We start from the raw sequence: 20393 nt of genomic DNA on the forward strand, positions 1-20393 counted from the left end.
AGGATCTCACCCGCCCGGCAGCATGCCGCGCACCGCCTCGATGCTGTCGGCGGAGGCGGCGTCCTTGTCCGGCCGGTAGCGCCGCACACGGGCGAAGCGCAGCGCGACACCCCCGGGGTAGCGGGTGCTGGCCTGCACCCCGCCCAGTTCGACCTCCACGACCAGCTCCGGCGCCAGGTACACCGTCCAGTCGTCGCGGTGCGTCTCCAGTCGCGGGAACTCCGCGGTCTGCCAGGCCAGCAGCTCGTCGGTCAGGCCCTTGAACGTCTTACCGACCATGATCGGCGGTCCGCCGTCCGGGTCCCGGGCGCCCAGGTGCAGGTTGGACAGAAAGCCGCGGCGCCGACCGTGGCCCCACTCCGCGGCGAGCACCACCAGATCCAGGGTGTGCTCGGGTTTGACCTTGCGCCACGCGCGACCGCGCCGCCCGGCCGCGTACGCCGAGTCGAGATCCTTGACCATGACGCCCTCGTGTCCGGCCGACAGGGCCTCGTCGAACAGCTCCGCAGCGCGTTCCGCGCCGGGGGAGAGCACCGCCGGGATCCGGTGCCGGGAGGCGACCCGCTCCAGCGCGTCGAGGCGTTCCCGCAGCGGCAGGTCCAGCAGGTCACGGCCGTCCAGGTGCAGGCAGTCGAAGAAGTACGGGTGCAGCAGCAACTCGCGCGGGTTCTGGGCGCCGAAACGGCCCATCGTCTCCTGGAACGGCCGGGGCCGACCGGAGTCGTCCAGGGCCAGCGTCTCGCCGTCCAGCACCACGGACCGGCAGTCCAGGCCGCGCACCAGCCCGACGAGTTCGGGCACGTGGCGGGTGATCTCGCGCAGCGTGCGGGTGTAGACGTGGACCTCGTCGACGTCGCGGTGCACCTGGATGCGGGCACCGTCCAGTTTGTACTCGACGCTGACCGCGCCGAGCTCGGCCAGCGCGGAGTCCAGGTCCTCGGCGGGCGAGGCCAACATCGGCCGCACCGGCCGGCCCACCTCCAGGCGGAACTCGGCCAGCGCCGCCGCACCACCGCGCAGCGCCGCCTCGGCGGTCGCGGGCAGCCGCCCGGACAGCATGAACGCGCGCCGCACGGGCTCGGCGGCGACCCCGGCCGCGGCCGCGATGGCCTCCACCATCACGCCTTCCAACGCGCCCTGCCGCAGTTCGCCACAGAACAGGCGCACCAGGAACTCCTGCTCGGCCGCGGTCGCCGCGCCCAGCAGCCCGGCCAGCGCCTCGGCCCGGCGCTGCCCCGATCCGGCGCCCCTGATCCGCCGGACCTCGGCGATCGCCGCGGCCACCTGGCCGATCGTCAGCGACGGCTCCGGCGCCGGGTCGACGGCCAGCGCGGCGAGCGTCGACCAGCCCACCCCGGCCCGCCCGCCGGGCAGCTCCCCGGCCAGCAGCGCGGTCGCCGGGGCCACCTCGTCGGGATCCAGCCGGCCCAGCAGCTCGGCGATGGCCGTCGTCTTCGCCCTGCGCGAGCGGGTGGCCGCCACCGCGCCGGAGGTGGCGACCACGGCTGCGAGCAGCACCATGCGTTCATGGTGCGTGCGGACACCGACAACCCGCCCGCCGGAACCCGCGGGTGCCCCGCCAGGTCACCCGCCGTGGGCCATGCGGAGCACGTCGAGGGCCTCGTCCAGCTGCTCCAGCGTCAGCCTGCCCGCGTCGACGTGGCCGCGTTCCAGCACCACCTCGCGGATCGTCCTGCGCTCCTTGAGGGCCTGCTTGGCCACCGCCGCCGCCTCCTCGTAACCGAGGTAGCGGTTCAGCGGCGTCACGATCGACGGCGACCCCTCCGCGTACTCGCGGGCCCGATCGGCGTTGACCTGCACCCCGGCGAAGACCTTGTCCGCCAGCAGCCGGGACACCGCGGCCAGCAGCCGCGCCGACTCCAGCACGTTGCGGGCGATGACCGGCAGCATCACGTTGAGCTGGAAGTTGCCCTGTGAACCGGCGAACGCCACCGCCGCGTCGTTGCCGATCACCTGCGCCACCACCTGCAGCGTCGCCTCCGGGATCACCGGGTTGACCTTGCCCGGCATGATCGACGAACCAGGCTGCAGGTCCGGCAGCACCAGCTCGGCCAGGCCGGTGCGCGGGCCCGACCCCAGCCAGCGCACGTCGTTGGCGATCTTGGCCAGGCTCACCGCGACGGTCCGCAGGTGACCCGAGGTCTCCACCACCGAGTCCTGCGCGGCCTGGGCCTCGAAGTGGTCGCGGGCCTCGGTCAGCGGCAGGCCGGTGACCCGCGCCAGCTCCGCGGCCACTGCCGCACCGAAGCCCTCCGGTGCGTTCAGGCCCGAGCCGACGGCGGTGCCGCCGATCGCCAGCTCCCCGAGCCGAGGCAGGCCGCTGCGCAGCCGCTCCACGCCGTAGCGGACCTGCGAGGCCCACGCTCCGGCCTCCTGCGCCAGCGTGACCGGCACCGCGTCCATCAGGTGCGTCCGGCCGGACTTGACCACGTCGGTCCACTCCGCGGCGCGGGTCTCGATGGTGCCGGCCAGGTGCTCCAGCGCCGGGATCACCTCCGTGAGCACGGCCTCGGTGGCCGCCACGTGGATCGTCGTCGGGAACGTGTCGTTGGACGACTGCGAGGCGTTGACGTGGTCGTTCGGGTGCACGTCGCGGCCCAGTCGGCGCGCGGCCAGCGTCGCGATGACCTCGTTGGCGTTCATGTTCGACGACGTGCCGGAGCCGGTCTGGAACACGTCGATCGGGAAGTGCTCGTCGTGCACGCCCTCGGCGACCTCGTCGGCCGCGGCGGCGATGGCGTCGGCGAGGTCGGGGTCCAGCACCCCGAGCCGGCCGTTGACGCGTGCGGCGGCGGCCTTGAGCAGACCGAGCGCGCGGATCTGGGCCCGTTCCAGGCCGCGGCCGGAGATCGGGAAGTTCTCGACGGCCCGCTGGGTCTGCGCCCGGTACAGGGCGTGGGCGGGCACCCGCACCTCGCCCATGGTGTCGCGTTCGATCCGGTACTCCTGTTCAGCCATGACAAAAGTGTCCCGCCGCGGGGTGCCCCGGGTCAGCGTGTGCCATCCCACTCGGCGGGCGATCTGTGGCCGGGAGCACCCGCAACGTCCGAACTGGACCGGTGCAGGTGCGCGATCTCGCACCCGAACAGCGCTGCGGGCCCGGAACGCTGTTCCGGGCCCGCAGCTTGCTGTATCAGCCGATGGTACTCGTGATCCAGTCCTTGTAGGCGGTGGCGTCCGTGTAGATGGACGGGGCCGTGCCGCAGACCGGGATCAGGCTGCCCAGGCGGCTGGTGACGCCGGTCAGCTTCCAGTTGCCGGGCTCACCCTCCAGCTGCGGACCGCCGGAGTCGCCGAAGCAGGCGTTGGCGAATGGCTCGGTGCTGCCGGTGCAGATCTCGGTGGCGCCGTCGATGGCGCTCAGCGAGCACTGCGAGTCGGCGACCACCTGCGTATCCAGCTCCTGCAGCTGCTCGGGCGGCTGGCCGCAGCCGCGGACCGGACAGGTGAGTCCCCAGCCGATGATGCGCGAGGGAGTACCGACCTCGCCGGAGGCGTCGGCGATCTCCACCGGCTGCTGTGGCACCGCGCGGTCCAGCTTCAGCAACGCGATGTCGCCGTTGGGGTTCTGGGTCGCGAAGTCCGGGTGCACCACGATCTCGGCGACCCCGGCCTCGGTGCCACCGGTGGTGTGGTCCGGGCTGCCGATGCGCAGGTTCAGGTCGCCCGGCGCCGCGTCCTGCACGCAGTGCGCGGCGGTGAGCACCCACTGCTCGTCGATCAGCGAAGCACCGCAGCTGTGGTTGCCCGAGCGTTGCAGCGACGCCATCCAGTCGTACTGCTCGGTGGCGTCGTGGCCGCCGACGATCAGCACGCCCGGGTCGTCCGCGGCACCGGCTGTCGCGGGCAGAACTCCCATGCCCAGCACCGCCGCCGCGACGGCACTGAGCAGCATGGACGTCTTCTTCACGTGTCTCCTCCCCGCGGAAGATCACCCTTTTTGGTGAACGTAAGCGGGGCGGAGTCGGCCAGGTACCGCCGATTGCCGAGGCAGGCTCGGCGGAGTGGTGCAGCGCGGCGTTCGCGGCGCGGACATCGCGGACGGATCGGGCTAGCCTGGGACTGTCCACGCGGTCGAAGGACGAGGGTGGTGGGCATGGTCGCGGTGTCGCACGAGGTCGATCTGCTGATCGTGGGGGCGGGCCCGACCGGTTTGTTCGCCGCCTACTACGCCGGATTCCGCGGCATGTCGGTCGCGGTGGTCGACGCGCTGCCCGAGCCGGGCGGCCAGGTGACCGCGATGTACCCGGAGAAGCTGATCTTCGACGTGGCGGGTTTCCCGGAGGTGCGTGGCCGGGATCTGGTTGCCGGGCTGGTGGAGCAGGCCGGGCAGTACGACCCGGTCTACCTGCTGGGTCGCCCGGCCACCGATTTGTCCGAGGTGGACGATGGACTACTGGTGGAGGTCGGTTCCGAGGCGGTGCGCGCCCGCGCGGTGCTGGTGACCGCCGGGATCGGTGAGTTCACCCCGCGCCCGCTGCCCGCCGGCGGCGACTGGGTGGGGCGCGGTGTGGTGCACTTCATCCCCGAGCTGTCCGTGCACAGTGGACGCGACGTGGTGGTGGTCGGTGGCGGCGACTCGGCGTTCGACTGGGCGCTGGCGTTGCACCCGGTCGCGCGCAGCGTGGCGCTGGTGCACCGGCGTACGCGGTTCCGCGCGCACCCCGGGCTGGTGCGCAAGGTGGAGGACCTGGGCGTCCCGCTCATCACCCCGGCCGAGGTCGTCGAAATCCGCGGTGACGCCGCCGGGGTGCACGAGGTGGAGATCGACGTCGGTGGGCAGGAGCGGCGGGTGCTGCCCGCGCAGACCGTGGTCGCGGCGCTCGGGTTCACCGCCGACCTCGGCCCCATCGAGCGGTGGAGCCTGGCGCTGGAGAAGCGCTCGATCCTGGTGGACAGCACGATGCGCACCTCGCGGCCGCGGATCTATGCCGCGGGCGACGTCGCGGCCTACCCGGGCAAGGTCAAGCTGATCGCGACCGGGTTCGGCGAGGCGGCGACGGCGGTGAACAACATCGCGGTGGAGCTCAACCCCGACGCCCACCTCTTCCCCGGCCACTCCTCGGACAAGGGCTGAGCCGTCGTCCCGCGAAACGTGACGCCACCCGGGTGGCACGCGCCCTCCGCGAGGAAACGCGCGACGCCCGGGTGGCGGTGTGTTCGGGGACTCCGCTCAGCTGCCAGTGTTCTCGTTGATCCAGTCCGCGTAGGCGGCCACGTCGGTGTAGATCGACGGGCCGGTGGCGCAGGTGGCGTCATTGTTGCCGGAGCGGCTGGTGGCGCCGATCAGCTCCCAGTTGCCCGGAGTGCCCTTGATCTGCGGGCCGCCCGAGTCGCCGTAGCAGGCCCCGGAGTCGCCGTTCGGGTTGTCCGTGCAGATCTCGCCCTGGCCGTCGATGCCGCTGCACTCACCGTCGTCGACGATCTGGGTGTCCAGCTCCTGCAGGATCTGCGGCGCGGGACCGCAACCCGGCTCGGCGCAGGTCTGGCCCCAGCCGATGATGCGCGTCTCGGTGCCCGCCGGACCGGAGTCCGCGGCGATCGTGATCGGGGTGGCCTGCAGCTGCTTGTCGAGCTGCAGCACCGCGAGGTCCGCGGACGGGTGGGTCTGGATGTTGGTGACGTTGGCTTCCTCACCACCGCTGGTGTGGTCATTGCTGCCGACCCGCACGGTGAACTGGCCGCCACCCTGCACGCAGTGCGCGGCGGTGACCACCCAGTCGGGCTTGATGAGCGAGCCGCCGCAGAGGTGCTGGCCATGCTGCTGCAGCGACACCATGAACGAGTACTCCTCGGTGGCGTCGTGGCCGCCGACGATGTAGGGGTTGACAGCATCGGCCGCCGCGCTCGCGGGCAGGCCGAGTGCGCCGATCGCGGCGATGGCTCCGATCACAACCGAACGCTTCCGCATTCCGTCGAATCCTCCCATGGATCCCGGCACCACTGGCCGGATGGGCACCGACGGTAAGTAGGGGCATCCCTTCGAGGGACCCACCAAGGGATGGGGTTGGATAGTCCAAAAAGCGGTGACCCGCCGCGAAACAGCAGGTCACCGCCGCGAATTCGGCGCGCGCCCGGGAACCCACGAGTTTTTGCCAGTTTCCCGGACGAAACCGGTTTCAGGGCTTGTCTTTGGCCGCTGCGGCACCCGCAGGGGGCTCAGACGTCGCCCGGCGAGAACAGCCCGGACATGTGGCCGGGGGCCCCGGAGCCAGGCGGCGTCTGACGTGTCCGAACAGGTGCGAAGGACTCAGGGCAGCAGGCCGTGCCGCGGGGTTTCCTCCTCGCCGAAGTCCACATCGGAGTACTCGCGCAGCTTCGACAGCTTGTGCAGGCCCTCGATCACCCGCACCGTGCCGGACTTCGAGCGCATCACGATGGACTGCGTGGTGCACCGGTTCGCGCGGTAGTGCACGCCCTTGAGCAGCGCGCCGTCGGTGATCCCGGTGGCGCAGAAGAACATGTTGTCGCCGCGCACCAGGTCCGAGGTGGTCAGCACCTGGTTCACGTCGTGGCCCGCGTCGCGCAGCTTCGCCCGCTCGGCGTCGTCGCGCGGCCACAGCCGGGTCTGGATCTCACCGTCGAGGCACTTGAGCGCGCACGCGGCGATGATGCCCTCCGGGGTGCCGCCGATGCCCAGCAACATGTCCACGCCGCTGTCCGGCCGCGCCGCCGCGATCGCGCCCGCGACGTCGCCGTCGGAGATGAACTGGATGCGAGCACCGGCCTCGCGGACCTCCTTGACGATCTGCTCGTGCCGCGGCCGGTCCAGGATGCACACCGTGACGTCCGAGACGTCGATGTGCTTGGCCTTGGCCACCCGGCGCACGTTCTCCGCGATCGGCGCGGTGATGTCCACGACCCCGGCGGCCTCCGGGCCCACGGCCAGTTTCTCCATGTAGAACACCGCGGAGGGGTCGAACATGGTGCCGCGCTCGGACACCGCCAGCACCGCCAGCGCGTTCGGCATGCCCTTGCTCAGCAGCGTGGTCCCGTCGATCGGGTCCACCGCCACGTCACACTCCGGGCCCTCGCCGTTGCCCACCTGCTCGCCGTTGTAGAGCATCGGCGCCTCGTCCTTCTCGCCCTCGCCGATGACGACGACGCCCCGCATCGACACCGTGCCGATGAGTTTGCGCATGGCGTCCACCGCGGCGCCGTCCCCGGCGTTCTTGTCACCGCGACCGACCCAGCGGCCCGCCGCCATCGCGGCGGCCTCGGTGACGCGGACCAGTTCCATCGCGAGGTTGCGGTCCGGTGCCTCACGGCGTCGGTCAGTGCTGGTGCTCATCGCGCCTCCCGGTGGTGAGCATTCTTCGGATTTCGACTGCCCGAGTCAGCCGGGGCGCCACCCCGCGCTCAGGCTCGTTACGTCCGATCTTCGCAGATAGGCGGGGTGATCGGAGCTCTCGCGTGGGGCAGCCCACTCCTGGTCTCACCGCCCGGCGGACCGCGGCGCGGCCGGTGAGAGCATGAGCGGCGTGGCTGAACCCCGCAACCAGCAACCGGCTCCGTCCCGCCCGCCCCGGACCCCGTCGGCGATGCTGTTCGCCATCCTGCCGCTGGTCCTGGTCGCCTTCGGGGTCGCCGGCCTGGTGGGGCAGTGCTCGTTCAACCCCGGTGGCCCGTCCACCGAGGGAGGCTCGGTGCCGACCGTCGACGTGCCGGGCGAGCTGCGGCGGGCGGCCGACCGGGTGGACTTCCCGGTGCTGGAACCCGCACTGCCCGCGGCGTGGCGGGCCAACTCGGCCAACGTGACCACGCTCGCGTCCAAGGCGCGGGTGGTGCGGGTCGGCTGGCTGACCGGGAACGCCCGGTATCTGCGGCTTGCGCAGTCGACCGCGAGCGAGGAGGAGCTGGTGGCGGCCGAGACGCGGCAGGCGCCGCACGCCGAGGGCACCGTCGAGGCGGCCGGGCGTCAGTGGGTCGTCTACCAGAGCGTGCGTGACGAGGCCGCCTGGGTGTCGGAGCGGGACGGTATCCGGCTGCTGATCACCGGCAACGCCGACGAGACCGAGTTCCGCACCCTCGCCGAAGCCACCACCATTGCCCCCACAACCCCGTAACCCAACCGGTGTCCGGGGGAGGGGGCGCGTTCGGGTGAGTTTGGGGGATGGCTGGGTCAGTCGTGTTCTACGGAGGCCAGGGCGCGTTCGACGCGTTCGCGGGCACCTGCCAGGTGGCGTTCGCAGACCGCCGCGAGGGCTTCCCCGCGTTCCCACAGCGCCAGCGAGTCCTCCAGCGACAGACCCCCTGCCTCCAACTGCTTGACCACCTCGGCCAGCTGGTCACGGGCCTGCTCGTAGCCCAGCTCGGCGACCTCCGGGTGCTCGGCCACCGGGTCGAAGTGCTCGTCCTGCTGCTCGTTCGCGGTCACGGGGTCGGACTCTTCTCCACGTCGCTCTGCACGGACACCACTGCGGTGGCGATCGCCTGGTCGTAGCCGACGAACGCCTCCGCGAACTCGGCACCGTCGCCCTCGCGCACCGCGTCGTTGATGCGCAACTGCGCCTCCGCGACCCTACGCCGGTGCGTCGACACGGCCCACCACCCGGCCCCCACGTACCCCGAGGTGGCCTCCACCAGCGCGCGCAGCCGGGACGGCAGGTCCCGGCGCTCGGCGGACTGGCAGCCGCCCAGCAGCGCTGCCCAGCACCCGACGGCGGTGGCGTCGGCCGCTTCGGCGCAGCGCTGAACCTCCCCGGCCTGGTCCCGGCGGGGAGCCGGGCCGGTGGCCGCGGAGCGGGCCACGCCCACGGTGAGGGGGAGGAACGAGGGTTCCTGCTTCGGGTGCACTGTCTCCGTCCTGTTCAACCAGCTCGGTCCGGTACGACTGCGTGGACCGCACCGTCAACGACCCGAACCCGCAGGTGGGTCCCCGGTGGGGCGTCGTCGACAGACCGGAGCACCCCGTCCACGCCGTCCTCGACGCGCTGCACGATTGCGTATCCACGAGCCAGAGTGGCCGCCGGACCCAAGGTCGTCAAGCGAGATCGCGTCGCGGTCAGCGCCTGCCGCTCGGTATTGAGCGCGGTGGTCATGGCGCGGCGGGCGCGGTCGCGCAGCTGCCCCACCTGCTCGGCGCGACGCTCCAAGGGCCCGAACGGGTCGGCCAGCACCGGGCGGCTGCGCAGTGCGTCGAGCAGCCGCCGCTCCCGGTCGACCCAGCCGTGCAGGGCGCGGCGCGCGCGGTCGCGGAGCTGGCGGATGCGCTGCGCCTCCTCGGCGACGTCCGGCACCACGCGCTTGCCCGCCCCGGTCGGCGTGGAGCAGCGCACGTCCGCCACGTGGTCCACCAGCGGTGAGTCGGGTTCGTGGCCGATCGCGCTGACCACCGGTGTCCGGCAGGCGGCGACGGCCCGGCACAGCGCCTCGTCGGAGAAGGGCAGCAGGTCCTCGACGCTGCCGCCGCCGCGCGCCAGGACGATCACGTCGACCTCGGCCATCTCGTCCAGCTCCTGCAGCGCCGCCAGGATCTGCGGCACCGCGGTCGAGCCCTGCACCGCGACGTTGCGGATCTCGAACTGCACCGCGGGCCAGCGCAGCCGCGCGTTGGTCAGCACGTCGTGCTCGGCGGCGGAGGCGCGGCCGGTGATCAGGCCAACGCGGTTGGGCAGGAACGGCAGCGGGCGCTTGCGGGCCGGGTCGAACAGGCCCTCCGCCTTGAGCAGCTGGCGCAGCCGTTCGATGCGTGCGAGCAGCTCGCCGATGCCCACGGCGCGGATCTCGTCGATGCGCAGGCTCAGGGTGCCGCGGCCGACGAAGAACGTCGGCTTGCCGTGCACCACGACGCGGCTGCCGTCGGTCAGCGGCGGGTCCATCCGGCGCAGCATCGACGCGGCGCAGGTCAGCGTCAGCGACACGTCGGCGGAAGGGTCGCGCAGCGTCAGGAACGCCGTCGCGGCGCCGGGGCGCAGCGAGATCTGGGTGATCTGCCCCTCCACCCAGATCGACCCGAGGCGATTGATCCAGTCGGCGATCTTGCGCGCGACGGTGCGCACCGGCCACGGTTGTTCAGGACTGGTCGGGGAACTCAGCGGCACTCCTCGGGTGTCGTTCAGCGTTCAGTGAACCTTGCACTGGTGGGTGACGAGCGGGTCACCCGGCCGTTCACTGGTTGCGGAGGCGGTCCAGGCGGTTCTGGAGCATCCGCAGGAACTCGGGGCGACGGCCGTGCTCCTGCTCGTGGGCGAGCAGGCGGGCCAGTTCGTCCTCGGAGAACGAGCGGAGCCTGCCGCGCAGCTGCGGCAACGTCATGTTGTCGTACTCCGCGAGCACCGTCAGGTCCTCGTCCAGCACGCGGGGTTCTTCGTGCACATCCGGTTCGTCCTCGTCGAAGGTCGCCCAGGCAGGCTGCTCCTCGGGGGTCCGCAGCCCGGCGAGCGCCTCGTCACCCTTGATCGCCAACTCGGTGATCTGCTGCTGGATCCGCATCGACGCCTGCAGGGCCTGGCTGGCCACCGTGACCGGCAGACCGAGCAGCGTGGTCGGGAGCTGGCGGGCCTGTTCGACGGCGGTGGCGGCGAGCCCGGCGGCGACCCGCACCGGCAGAGGGAACGATGACATGGCTCAAGCCTGCCGCACTCGGCGTCCGGAAGCCATCGCCGGCGCGCGCGTCGCCCGGTGTGATGTGCGGTGCGCCCGGCCACTGCGGGCTGAGGCCGTCGGGGTGGGTCCGTACCCTGGGGGCATGACGACCTCGCCCGAGGCCACCGACCTCGTTGATCAGGACGCCGGGCGGACCAAGCGGGTCCTGCTGGCCAAGCCGCGTGGGTACTGCGCAGGTGTCGACCGTGCAGTGGTCACCGTCGAGAAGGCCCTGGAGACCTACGGCCCGCCGATCTACGTGCGTAAGGAGATCGTGCACAACCGGCACGTGGTGGACACGCTGTCGGAACGCGGTGTGATCTTCGTGGACGAGACCGACGAGGTGCCCGAGGGGGCGCTCGTGGTGTTCTCCGCGCACGGCGTGTCCCCGGCGGTGCACGCCGAGGCCGCCCGCCGCAACCTCCGCACCATCGACGCCACCTGCCCGCTGGTCACCAAGGTCCACAAGGAGGTCAACCGGTTCGCCCGCGAGGACTACGACATCCTGCTGATCGGCCACGAGGGCCACGAGGAGGTCGAGGGCACCGCCGGTGAGGCGCCGGACCGGGTGCAGCTGGTGGACAAGCCGGAGGACGTCGACAAGGTCCAGGTGCGCGACCCCAGCAGGGTCGTGTGGCTGTCGCAGACCACGCTGAGCGTGGACGAGACCATGGAGCGGGTCGACCAGCTCAAGAAGCGGTTCCCCGACCTGCAGGCCCCGCCCAGCGACGACATCTGCTACGCCACCTCGAACCGCCAGCAGGCGGTCAAGGCGATGGCCCCCGAGTGCGACCTGGTGATCGTGGTCGGTTCGCAGAACTCGTCGAACTCCAAGCGGCTGGTCGAGGTCGCCCTGCAGGCCGGCGCGGGCGACGCGCACCTGGTCGACTACGCCAGCCAGATCGACGAGCAGTGGCTGGAGGGCGTGACCACGGTCGGTGTCACCAGCGGTGCCTCGGTGCCGGACGTGCTGGTCATGCAGGTGCTGGACCACCTGGCGGAGCGCGGTTGGAACCACGTGGACGAGGTGACCACGGCCAACGAGAAGGTCACCTTCGCCCTGCCGCGGGAGCTGCGCAAGGACCTCGACGACAACCCGACCAAGCCCAGGAGCGTCCGCTGATCTGACCAAGGAGGGGCCACCTGCGAGTGGCCCCTTTTTCCTGCCGATCAGCCGAACCGCTCGTCGCGGCGTGGCCTGCGGGGTCGCCGGGGCGGCTCGCCCATCGGCGGCTCCGGCGGTCGTGGCCGACCCTGCGCCTGCCGCGGGGTTGCGCCCCGGCGCGGCGGCACCGCGCGCCCTTCGCGCTCCGGCCGGGCTTCGGCTCCGCGCGCCCGGCCAGGAGCGCCCTCGCCGCGGGCCCGCGCCTCGCCGCTGCGCGGGCGCCCGGGGGCCTGCGCGCGGCCCGGTTGGCTGCGCTGCGCGCGTGTCGTGCCTTCGGTGCGCGGCTGCCTGGTGCGTTCCTCCGGCCGCCGCTTCTTGATCCCGTCTCCGGACCGCCGCTTCGCGACCTCGTCGCCGGACCGCCGCTTGCGGGGTTCCTCGGTCGGCTTCTTACGGGCCGGGGCGGAGCGGCGCTTCTTGGTGGCCGCGTCGCTGTCCGCGACGTCGCCGCGCCTGCCGGCCTTCTGGGTGACGAACATCCGGACGAGGCCGATGCCGAGGGCGACGATGGTGGCCCCGGCCATGATCGGGAAGCTGGTGATCAGGGGGCGGATCACGGCGAGCAGCGTGGCGGTCATCCCCCCGCCTTCGCCGACGCCGCTGCCGGTGGCGAGCACAAGCAGCGGCATGACGATCGTGAGGACCAGCGGCGGCTGCACCATCGGCCCGAACACGTTGCGCCGCTTGACCAGCAGGACGGCCAGCACGCAGCCCACGAAGAAGCACGACTTGAACAGCAGGCCGGGCTGCCCCCAGATCATGATGTCGAGCAGGGTGCCGATCGCGGTCGGCCCGGCGGCGAGTAGCACGGCACCCCACAGCGGCACGCCATTCGCGCCGAATGCGGATCGCGCCGACCAACTCGGGGCGCCGTTGCCGGGGGGAGGGGCGCTCTGGCTCTCGCGGATCGCGGTCACGAGTCCCAACGGTAACGGTCCAGTACCTCGGGCCGAGAGCCCTCTTCAGGAACTTGCGTGTTACCCCACGTCGGGTTACTCGCGGTTCGTGGCAACGTGACCGCTATGTGATGTTCGTGCATCCGAATGGATGCCCTGTCGCTGGGGCGGGTGTGTGAACCTTGACACAGGAAGCGTGACCATTTTAGCGTCCGAGCAATCGTTTTCTCACGATGGGCGAACGACGTGATGGGGGTCCTATGGGCACGGCGGCGCCGCTGGTCGAGATGACCGGCATCACGAAGCGTTACGGCGGGGTGCTGGCGTGTGACGGGGTGGACCTGACCGTGCGAGCCGGTGAGGTGCACGCGCTGCTGGGGGAGAACGGCGCGGGCAAGAGCACGTTGATGAGGGTGCTCTCCGGCGACGTGACCGACCACGCCGGGACGATCTCGATCGAGGGTCGCCGGGTGGAGTTCGGCAAACCGGCCGACGCCCAGCAGGCCGGAATCGCGATGATCCACCAGGAGCTCGACCTGGTGCCCGCGTTGAGCGTGGCCGAGAACCTCTACCTCGGCCGTGAGCTGCGTACCCGGTTCGGCGCGGTGGACCGCCGCCGGATGGCCGACCGTACCCGGGAACTGCTGCGGCGCACCGGCATTGCCCTCGACCCCGCCCGCCCGGTCGGCGACCTGCGCGTCGGCGAGCAGCAGTTGGTCACCATCGCCCGCGCGCTGTCGCTGGACGCGAAGGTGCTGATCATGGACGAGCCGACCTCGGCGCTGTCCAGCACCGAGGTGCAGCGGCTGTTCGCGGTGATCGCCGAGCTGCGTCGCGGCGGCACCGGCATCGTCTACATCTCGCACCGGATGGACGAGATCGGCCAGGTCGCCGACCGCGCCACGGTGCTGCGCAACGGACGCAAGGTCGCCGAGTTCGACGCCCGCAGGCTGACCGCCGAGCAGGCCGCCGAGGCGATGGTGGGCCGGTCGGTGCAGACACTGTTCCGCGCCGAGCGCGGTGCCGTCGGCGACGAACTGCTCACCGTGTCCGGTTTCGCGGTGCGGCCGCGGCGGCCCCGGGTGGGGCGGCGGGAACCGGACGGCATCGACCTGGTGGTGCGCCGCGGGGAGATCGTGGGGCTGTGCGGGCTGCTCGGCTCCGGGCGCACGGAACTGCTGGAGTCGTTGTTCGGCGCGGGAACCCCGGGAACCTGGGAGGGCGAGGTCAGGCTTGACGGCCGTCCGGTGCGGCCGAGGGGTCCGCGCCATGCGTTGCGCGAGGGCATCGCCTTCGTCCCGGAGGACCGCCGCGGCTCGGGCCTGGTGCTGGGGCACTCGGTGCTGGCCAACACCGTCCTGTCGGTGCTCGACCGGCTCGGGGTCGCCGGTTTCGTGCGGCGCGGCAAGGAGATCTCCGCGACCGAGCGCAGCGTGACGCAGCTGCGGGTCAAGCTCGGCCGGATCGCCGACCCGGTCGGCACGCTCTCCGGCGGGAACCAGCAGAAGGTCGTCTTCGGCCGGATGCTGCTGACCGAGCCGCGGCTGCTGCTGCTCGACGACCCGACCCGCGGCGTGGACATCGGCGCGAAGTCGGAGATCTACCAGCTGCTCGGCGAGATCGCCGGGCGCGGCATCGGCGTGCTGCTGGCGTCCTCGGAGCTGCCGGAGCTGGTCGGCGTCTGCCACCGGGTGGTGGTGCTGCGGGCCGGGCGCAGCGTGGCCGAGTTCGACACCGCTGAGGTCGGTGAAGCCGAATTGTTGGCCGCCGCGATGGGCGAGAGGGTGGCGGACGGGTCCGGTCCGGTGGTCGGCACCGGGCGGCAGACCGGGGGAGGTAGCAGGTGAGCAACCGGACGGAGGAAAGGCCCGCCGAACCCGCCGGGTCGGCGGCGGCCCCGCCGGGGCGGGCCAGCAGGGCCGAGCTGCTGTTCCGCTTCCAGAGCTTCTTCGGACTGGTCGCGGTGTTCGTCGCCGCGGTGATCTTCTCGCCTCGCAAGAACGGCGAGATCCTGTTTCTGAGCAGCGACAACCTGTTCAACATCGTGCGCGCGGTCTCCGAGATCGGAATCATCGCGATCGGGTTGACCTTCGTGATCCTCATCGGCGGCATCGACCTGTCGGTGGGATCGGTGCTGGGGTTGGCCGCGGTCGGGTCCGCCGTGCTGATGGTCGAGGACGGCTTCGGGGTCTGGGCCACGGTGGCCCTGGTCCTCGTCGCGGGCGTCCTGTTCGGACTGCTGCAGGGCACCGCCGTCGCGCTGCTGGGGGTACAGGCGTTCATCGTGACGCTGGCGGGCCTGCAGATCGCGCGCGGCCTGGCCCGCATGTGGTCCGGCGGCGAGACGGTGCAGATCTCCTACGGCGACGGTCCGGGGCAGGCCCCGATGCTGTTCTCGCTGCTTGGTGAGCGGACCTTCGGCGGCGTCGTGCCCATCCCGGCGCTGATCTTCGCCGCGGTGGCGGTGCTGGCGATCCTGTTCCTGCGCACCAGCGCGTACTCGCGTCACCTCTACGCCATCGGCGGCAACGAGAAGGCCGCCCGGCTCTCCGGCGTGCCGGTCAACCGGGTGAAGATCATCGCCTTCGGCATCGCCGGGTTCTGCGCCGCGCTGGCCGGCATCGTGCACGCCGGGCAGCTCAACGCGGGCAGTCCCAACGACGGGATCGCCTACGAGCTGGACGGGATCGCCGCGGTGGTGGTCGGCGGTACCAGCCTGGCCGGTGGCCGCGGTTCGGTGATCGGCACCATCGCCGGTGCGCTGCTGCTCGGCATTCTCAACAACATCCTGAGCCTGAACAGCGTGAACACCGATCTGCAACTGCTGATCAAAGGTCTGGTGATCGTCGCGGCCGCGGCGTTGCAGCGACTGCGCCCCACGTCGTGAACCAACACCCGGGAGGAAGCACGATGCGCAAGACAACGAGGTCCTTGCTCGCAGCTGCGTGCGCCGCGGTCGCGTTCGCCGCCGCTGGTTGCGGGACGACCAGCGAGAACACCGGACAGGCGCAGGCCCAGGACCCCACCAGGAACTGCCAGGGACCCAACGGGAAGTACACCATCGGGATGAGCCAGGCGAACCTCGCCGAGCCGTACCGGGTGCGGATGGACGACGACATCCGCAAGGCGGCGGCCAGGGTCCCGCAGTTCGAGGTGGAGTTCGCCGACGCCGCCAAGGACAACTCCAAGCAGGTCAGCGACGTGGAGAACTTCATCACCAAGCAGGTGGACCTGCTGGTGATCTCGCCGAACGAGGCCGCGCCGCTGACCGATGTGGTGCGCAAGGCGTACCGCAAGGGCATCCCGGTCATCGTGCTGGACCGCAAGGTGGAGGGCGACGCCTTCACCACCTACATCGGCGCCGACAACGTCCAGATCGGGCGCCAGGCCGGGGAGTACTTCAAGAACGTGCTGCTGCCGCAGGGCGGCAAGATCGTGCAGCTCAAGGGCCTGTCCGGGTCGACCCCGGCGGCGGAGCGGGAGCGGGGCTTCCGGGAGGGTATCCAGGGCTCGAAGATCGAGATCGTGGCCACCGCCGACGGTGAGTGGGAGCGGTCGGTCGGGCAGCAGAAGATGGACGCCCTGCTCAAGGCGCACCCGGACATCCAGGCGGTGTACGCGCAGAACGACCCGATGGCCGAGGGTGCCTACCTGGCGGCCCAGGCGGCGGGCCGCGACGACCTGAAGTTCGTCGGCATCGATGGGCTGCCCATTCCGTCCGGCGGCATCAAGGCGGTGGAGGAGGGGCGGTTGGAGGCCACCAACCTCTACCCGACCGGCGGCGCGGAGGCCGTCGAGGCGGCCAAGAAGCTGCTGATCGACTGCCAGCCGGTGCCGAAGATCCAGACGTTGCAGACCGAGCTGGTCACGAAGGACAACGCGGCCGAGGTCTACGCCAGGCTGAACCAGAGCTGAGTTCCGGTCCTCCCGGCCCGGCGGCCGCCCACCTTCCCGCCAGGGCAGCATCCGTCCACAGTGGATAGATGCTGCCCTGGCGGGTTTTTCGTTGCGCGGAGTGGTGAAACGGGCGGAAACGTGCAATAACACCTGGATGGTGGTTGTTCGCGACCACGGGCCCGGCAACCATCATATCGAGTGAATTCGCGCAGCGGATTGCTCGACACCGCCCGTCTTCGTTGGCTTCGAGGAGATTCCGCCCTACGCTGCGCAGCGGTGATCTTTGCGTCTTGGGGCCGACGACGACGCACATGTCATCGTTTTCAGTCGCGCACCACCAGCGGAACAAGGCATCACCGTCTCCCATGGACAGTGGTGTGTGGGGAGGGCGAGCACTATGAGAGACCGCTCAGCAACGCCGCCACCGACCACCGGTCGTCGGCGCGCCCGGCGGCTCGGGGCCTACCTGGGAGTCGCGTCGCTCGCGGCGGCCGCGGTGGTCGCCGACGCCGGGTTCTCTTCGGTCCGCACACACGCGCAACCAGCCGCGGCGGCCCGCGGACCCGTCGGGTGGGAGATCTACCGCGATCTCGGTGCGCTGGCCCGCCTGCGTGGCGACGAGCGGTCGGTGCAGTCCTCCAGCTACGACCGCACCGGCGGTAACAACGACGGCTTCAACGGAACCTACTCCTGCCAGCGCATCAACGACCGCGGCTGTGTCATCGCCGAGCACCGCGGCGCCGGCGAGATCACCTCCATCTGGTCCACCCGCGAACCGTGGGGCGACGTCACCGCGACCGGCAACATCGTGGTGGAGCTCGACGGCCGGATCGTGCTCGACGCCCCGTTGATCGACGTGGTCGACGGGCGGCTCGGAGCCCCGTTCGTCTGGCCGCTGGTGGCCAACGCCGACGACGCCGCGGGCGGGGTGAGCATCAAGGTGCCGATGCCCTTCCGCAGGTCCATGCGGGTGACCGTCGAGCACAACCCGTACTTCCACCACGTCGACTACCGGGTTTTCCCCAACGCCGACGGCGTCCGGACCTTCAACCCGCACGAGACCGCCACCGACGTGATCGACCGGCTGCGCCGGTTCGGCGTGGCCGACCCGAAACCGGCCGTGTCCGGTGCCACCTCCACCCGTCGCGACTTCGACCTGCCGCTCGGTGCCTCGGTCACCGTCGCCGAGCTCACCGGACCGCGGCAGATCTCGCAGCTGCGCATGCGGCTGCCCCAGGTGGTGCCCAGCCCGCAGGTGGTCGACGACGGCTACGCCTACGGCCAGGCCGGCGGCAGCGCCTTCACCATGCGCGTCGACCCGAACAACGAGGGCATCCGCCTGATCCGGCGGCTCGACGCGCAGATCGCCGACCAGGTCGCCGACGTCTTCGTGGACGGCCACCCGGTCGGCCAGTGGCGGAGCGGCCCGGCGCGGCCCGGCGAGTGGGGTGTGGAGATCATCGAGGTCCCCGCGGAGCTGACCGCGGGCAAGTCCGAGGTGCAGATCACCAACCGCTTCGTGTCGTCCTCGCTGGACGTCAACGAGTTCCGCTACGACGTGCACAGCCGGGTCGACGGCGAGTGGGTACGCACCGACGTGCTCGACCTCGGGCCGGATCACCCCGGGGAGCAGAGCGCGCACGGCTACCGGGTCGACAACCCGGTCTTCGCCCGGTCCAAGCTCATCGCCCGCTACCCGCACGACCCCGGGCAGGTCGCGGCCTCCGACGAGCTGCTGTCCACCGCCCGCATCCGCATCACCTTCGACGGACAGACCACTGTGGACGCGCCGATCGGCGAGTTCTTCGGCACCGGTCTCGGCGAGCACGACGTGCGCAGCCTGATGAGCTCGGTCGACCCCGGTCTGGACGGCTGGTACACCGCGTGGTGGCCAATGCCGTTCGCGCAGCACGCGGTCATCGAGGTGGTCAACGGCGGCGGGGTGCCGATCACCGGCGCGACCGCCGAGGTCACCAGCGCTCCTGCGGAGATCGGCGACGACGTCGGGCTCTTCCACGCGACCCACCGGCGCGGGGTCACCGTGCAGGGCCAGGACTGGAACTTCCTGGACACCGGGGGCGCGGGCACCTTCTACGGCGTCACGCACTCCATGCGCGGGCTGATCCCGCCCGGGGCGGCCACGCTGCGGGACGACGAGGAGCACTCCGTCGAGACCTACGCCGCGAACCAGCGCAACTACCTGGAGGGCGACGAGCGGTTCTACGTCGACGGGGCCGCGGAACCGGCCTGGCACGGCACCGGCACCGAGGACTTCTACGAGTCCGGGTGGTACTTCCGGGAGGGCACCACGTTCTCGATGCCGTTGCACGGCAACCCGTCGCACGAGGTCAGCGTCGACGGCTGCCAGTACGACTGCACCGGGGCGTACCGGATCCTGATCAACGACGCGGTGCCGTTCCGCACCGGTCTGCGGGCGGGCATCGAGCACGGCCCGGCCAACGACGAGCCGGGCGACTACAGCTCGACGGCGTACTGGTACGGCGCGCGCGCCGGGGCCCGGCCGTCGGTCGGCCTGCCGCAGCCGCCTGCCGAGCAGCCGCCGCGCGACCTGCCGGAAGCACCACCGGTCGTCCCGAGCCGACCGCCGTCCGAGCCGGAGACGCCGGAGACGAGCACCCCGGAGACGACGGGCCAGGACGACGGTGACACGCCGCCGGACGTCCAGCAGGTGGTGGCGGATGTGATCCGCCTGCACGAGAACCGCCGCTGACCCGAGCCGGGTGCGGGGCGCCCTTCGCCGGGCAACCCGGTGTAGGGGCCCGTCATAACTGACCCGGGCACCCGTCATCAGTGATCAGCTGCGGGTGCTGCTGGCGCGCACCACGAGGTGCGCCGACAGGGTCGTCGTGGTCGCCTCGGTGCGCTCCCCGCTGATCCGGCCCAGCAGCAGCTGCGCGGCCACCGCACCCATGTCGTAGGCGGGCTGTGCCACGACCGTCAGCGGCGGGTCGAGCAGCGTGGTCCACGGCGCGTCGTCGAAGGCCACCACGCCGACGTCCCGCCCCGGGCGCACACCCAGCTCGGCCATCGCCTCCAGCACACCCACCGCCATCATGTTGTTCGCCACCAGCACCGCGTCCGGCGGCTCCGGCTGCGACAGCAGCGACCGGGCCGCCTCCTTCGCGCCCGCGGCCTTGAACTCCGAGCGCCGCACCAGCGTGTCCGAGCGCGGCAGCCGCTCCGCCCGCAGGCCGTCGCGGTAGCCGGCGAGGCGGTCGTCGGCGGTGGGCACGCCGCTGGGGCCGGTGAGGCAGCCGATCCGGCGGTAGCCCTGCTCGGCCAGGTGCTCGGTGGCCTGCCGGGCGGCCAGCCTGCTGTCCACCAGCACTGTGTCGCCCGTCGAGTTCGGCAGCGGCCGGTCCACCGCCACCACCGGGGTCCGGTTGCGGCTGAGCAGTTCGGCGCTGTCCCCGCGGCCGGTCGGCGACAGCAACACCCCGGCCATCCGCTCCTGCAGCGCCACGTCGATGTACTCGTGCTCCTTGTCCGGCTCGTCGTCGGAGTTGCACAGCACCACCGAGTAGCCTGCGGCGTGCGCGACGTCCTCCACTCCGCGGGCGATCGCGGTGAAGAAGGGGTTCTCCACGTCCGAGATGATCAGGGCCAGCACCGCGGTTTCCTGCCTGCGCAGGTTGCGGGCCGGTCCGTTGGGCCGGTACCCGAGCTCGGCGGCGGCGGCCAGCACCCGCGCCGCGAGCTCCGGGTCGACGGAGCTCTTGCCGTTGAGCGCGCGGGACACCGTCGCGGTGGACACCCCGGCGCGGGACGCCACGTCACTGATCGTCGCCACCGCTCCTCCTCGTGAC

Annotated in this window: 18 protein-coding genes; 7 read left to right on the forward strand and 11 right to left on the reverse strand. The window is 71.6% G+C overall.

Features of this window, described 5'->3' with window-relative positions:
* Positions 1–6: 6 nt before the first annotated feature.
* The 3 genes from IEY17_RS01985 to IEY17_RS01995 form a co-directional block, all read right to left on the reverse strand.
* On the reverse strand, positions 7–1521 hold the full coding sequence (locus IEY17_RS01985) for an ATP-dependent DNA ligase (RefSeq protein ID WP_188984742.1): 1515 nt from the start codon (positions 1519–1521) through the stop codon (positions 7–9).
* Between the two features lie 63 nt (positions 1522–1584).
* A complete protein-coding gene (locus tag IEY17_RS01990; RefSeq protein WP_188984744.1) occupies positions 1585–2979 on the reverse strand; it encodes a class II fumarate hydratase in 1395 nt (464 codons plus the stop codon).
* 175 nt (positions 2980–3154) lie between these two features.
* A complete protein-coding gene (locus IEY17_RS01995; RefSeq protein ID WP_188985326.1) occupies positions 3155–3916 on the reverse strand; it encodes a S1 family peptidase in 762 nt (253 codons plus the stop codon).
* Positions 3917–4117: 201 nt separating this feature from the next.
* Here IEY17_RS01995 and IEY17_RS02000 point away from each other — a divergent pair, with 201 nt between their 5' ends.
* Positions 4118–5098, forward strand: a complete 981-nt coding sequence (locus tag IEY17_RS02000; RefSeq protein WP_188984746.1) for an NAD(P)/FAD-dependent oxidoreductase — start codon at positions 4118–4120, stop codon at positions 5096–5098.
* A gap of 96 nt (positions 5099–5194) precedes the next feature.
* Here the strand turns inward: IEY17_RS02000 and IEY17_RS02005 are convergent, their stop codons facing one another.
* Complete coding sequence (locus IEY17_RS02005; protein WP_188984748.1) at positions 5195–5932, reverse strand: S1 family peptidase; 738 nt, start codon at positions 5930–5932, stop codon at positions 5195–5197.
* A 339-nt stretch (positions 5933–6271) separates the two neighbouring features.
* Positions 6272–7312 (reverse strand): class II fructose-bisphosphatase, encoded by a 1041-nt coding sequence (gene glpX, locus IEY17_RS02010; RefSeq protein ID WP_188984750.1) that lies wholly within the window; start codon positions 7310–7312, stop codon positions 6272–6274.
* A gap of 181 nt (positions 7313–7493) precedes the next feature.
* Here glpX and IEY17_RS02015 point away from each other — a divergent pair, with 181 nt between their 5' ends.
* Complete coding sequence (locus IEY17_RS02015; RefSeq protein ID WP_188984752.1) at positions 7494–8087, forward strand: DUF4245 domain-containing protein; 594 nt, start codon at positions 7494–7496, stop codon at positions 8085–8087.
* Between the two features lie 56 nt (positions 8088–8143).
* On the opposite strand, the gene IEY17_RS02020 is transcribed toward IEY17_RS02015, so the two are convergent.
* The 4 genes from IEY17_RS02020 to IEY17_RS02035 form a co-directional block, all read right to left on the reverse strand.
* Entirely contained in the window at positions 8144–8359 is a 216-nt protein-coding gene (locus IEY17_RS02020) for an exodeoxyribonuclease VII small subunit (protein WP_373289834.1), read from the reverse strand.
* A 35-nt stretch (positions 8360–8394) separates the two neighbouring features.
* The gene (locus IEY17_RS02025) at positions 8395–8817 is read right to left on the reverse strand and encodes a hypothetical protein (RefSeq protein ID WP_188984756.1); all 423 of its coding nucleotides are present in this window, start codon (positions 8815–8817) and stop codon (positions 8395–8397) included.
* Between the two features lie 14 nt (positions 8818–8831).
* Positions 8832–10022, reverse strand: a complete 1191-nt coding sequence (xseA, locus tag IEY17_RS02030; protein ID WP_373289828.1) for an exodeoxyribonuclease VII large subunit — start codon at positions 10020–10022, stop codon at positions 8832–8834.
* A 109-nt stretch (positions 10023–10131) separates the two neighbouring features.
* Positions 10132–10587, reverse strand: coding sequence for a lipid droplet-associated protein (locus IEY17_RS02035; protein WP_188984758.1), 456 nt, complete (start codon positions 10585–10587; stop codon positions 10132–10134).
* Between the two features lie 124 nt (positions 10588–10711).
* Between IEY17_RS02035 and IEY17_RS02040 the strand changes: the two genes are divergently transcribed.
* Positions 10712–11731, forward strand: coding sequence for a 4-hydroxy-3-methylbut-2-enyl diphosphate reductase (locus IEY17_RS02040; protein ID WP_188984760.1), 1020 nt, complete (start codon positions 10712–10714; stop codon positions 11729–11731).
* Between the two features lie 47 nt (positions 11732–11778).
* On the opposite strand, the gene IEY17_RS02045 is transcribed toward IEY17_RS02040, so the two are convergent.
* Positions 11779–12690, reverse strand: coding sequence for a DUF6542 domain-containing protein (locus IEY17_RS02045; protein ID WP_188984762.1), 912 nt, complete (start codon positions 12688–12690; stop codon positions 11779–11781).
* A gap of 239 nt (positions 12691–12929) precedes the next feature.
* On the opposite strand from IEY17_RS02045, the gene IEY17_RS02050 reads away from it, so the two are divergent.
* The 4 genes from IEY17_RS02050 (at position 12930) to IEY17_RS02065 (ending at position 19297) form a co-directional block, all read left to right on the forward strand.
* Entirely contained in the window at positions 12930–14516 is a 1587-nt protein-coding gene (locus IEY17_RS02050) for a sugar ABC transporter ATP-binding protein (protein WP_188984764.1), read from the forward strand.
* Positions 14513–15556, forward strand: coding sequence for an ABC transporter permease (locus IEY17_RS02055; RefSeq protein WP_188984766.1), 1044 nt, complete (start codon positions 14513–14515; stop codon positions 15554–15556). Before IEY17_RS02050 ends, IEY17_RS02055 begins: the two co-directional genes overlap by 4 nt.
* A gap of 23 nt (positions 15557–15579) precedes the next feature.
* Positions 15580–16584: a substrate-binding domain-containing protein gene (locus tag IEY17_RS02060; protein WP_188984768.1), complete on the forward strand. Its 1005-nt coding sequence runs from the start codon at positions 15580–15582 to the stop codon at positions 16582–16584.
* A 379-nt stretch (positions 16585–16963) separates the two neighbouring features.
* Positions 16964–19297: a glycoside hydrolase family 172 protein gene (locus IEY17_RS02065; RefSeq protein WP_188984770.1), complete on the forward strand. Its 2334-nt coding sequence runs from the start codon at positions 16964–16966 to the stop codon at positions 19295–19297.
* Between the two features lie 84 nt (positions 19298–19381).
* Here the strand turns inward: IEY17_RS02065 and IEY17_RS02070 are convergent, their stop codons facing one another.
* A complete protein-coding gene (locus IEY17_RS02070) occupies positions 19382–20377 on the reverse strand; it encodes a LacI family DNA-binding transcriptional regulator (RefSeq protein WP_188984772.1) in 996 nt (331 codons plus the stop codon).
* Positions 20378–20393 lie beyond the last annotated feature (16 nt).

It is taken from the genome of Saccharopolyspora thermophila (genome assembly GCF_014646075.1).
GTDB lineage: Bacteria > Actinomycetota > Actinomycetes > Mycobacteriales > Pseudonocardiaceae > Saccharopolyspora > Saccharopolyspora thermophila.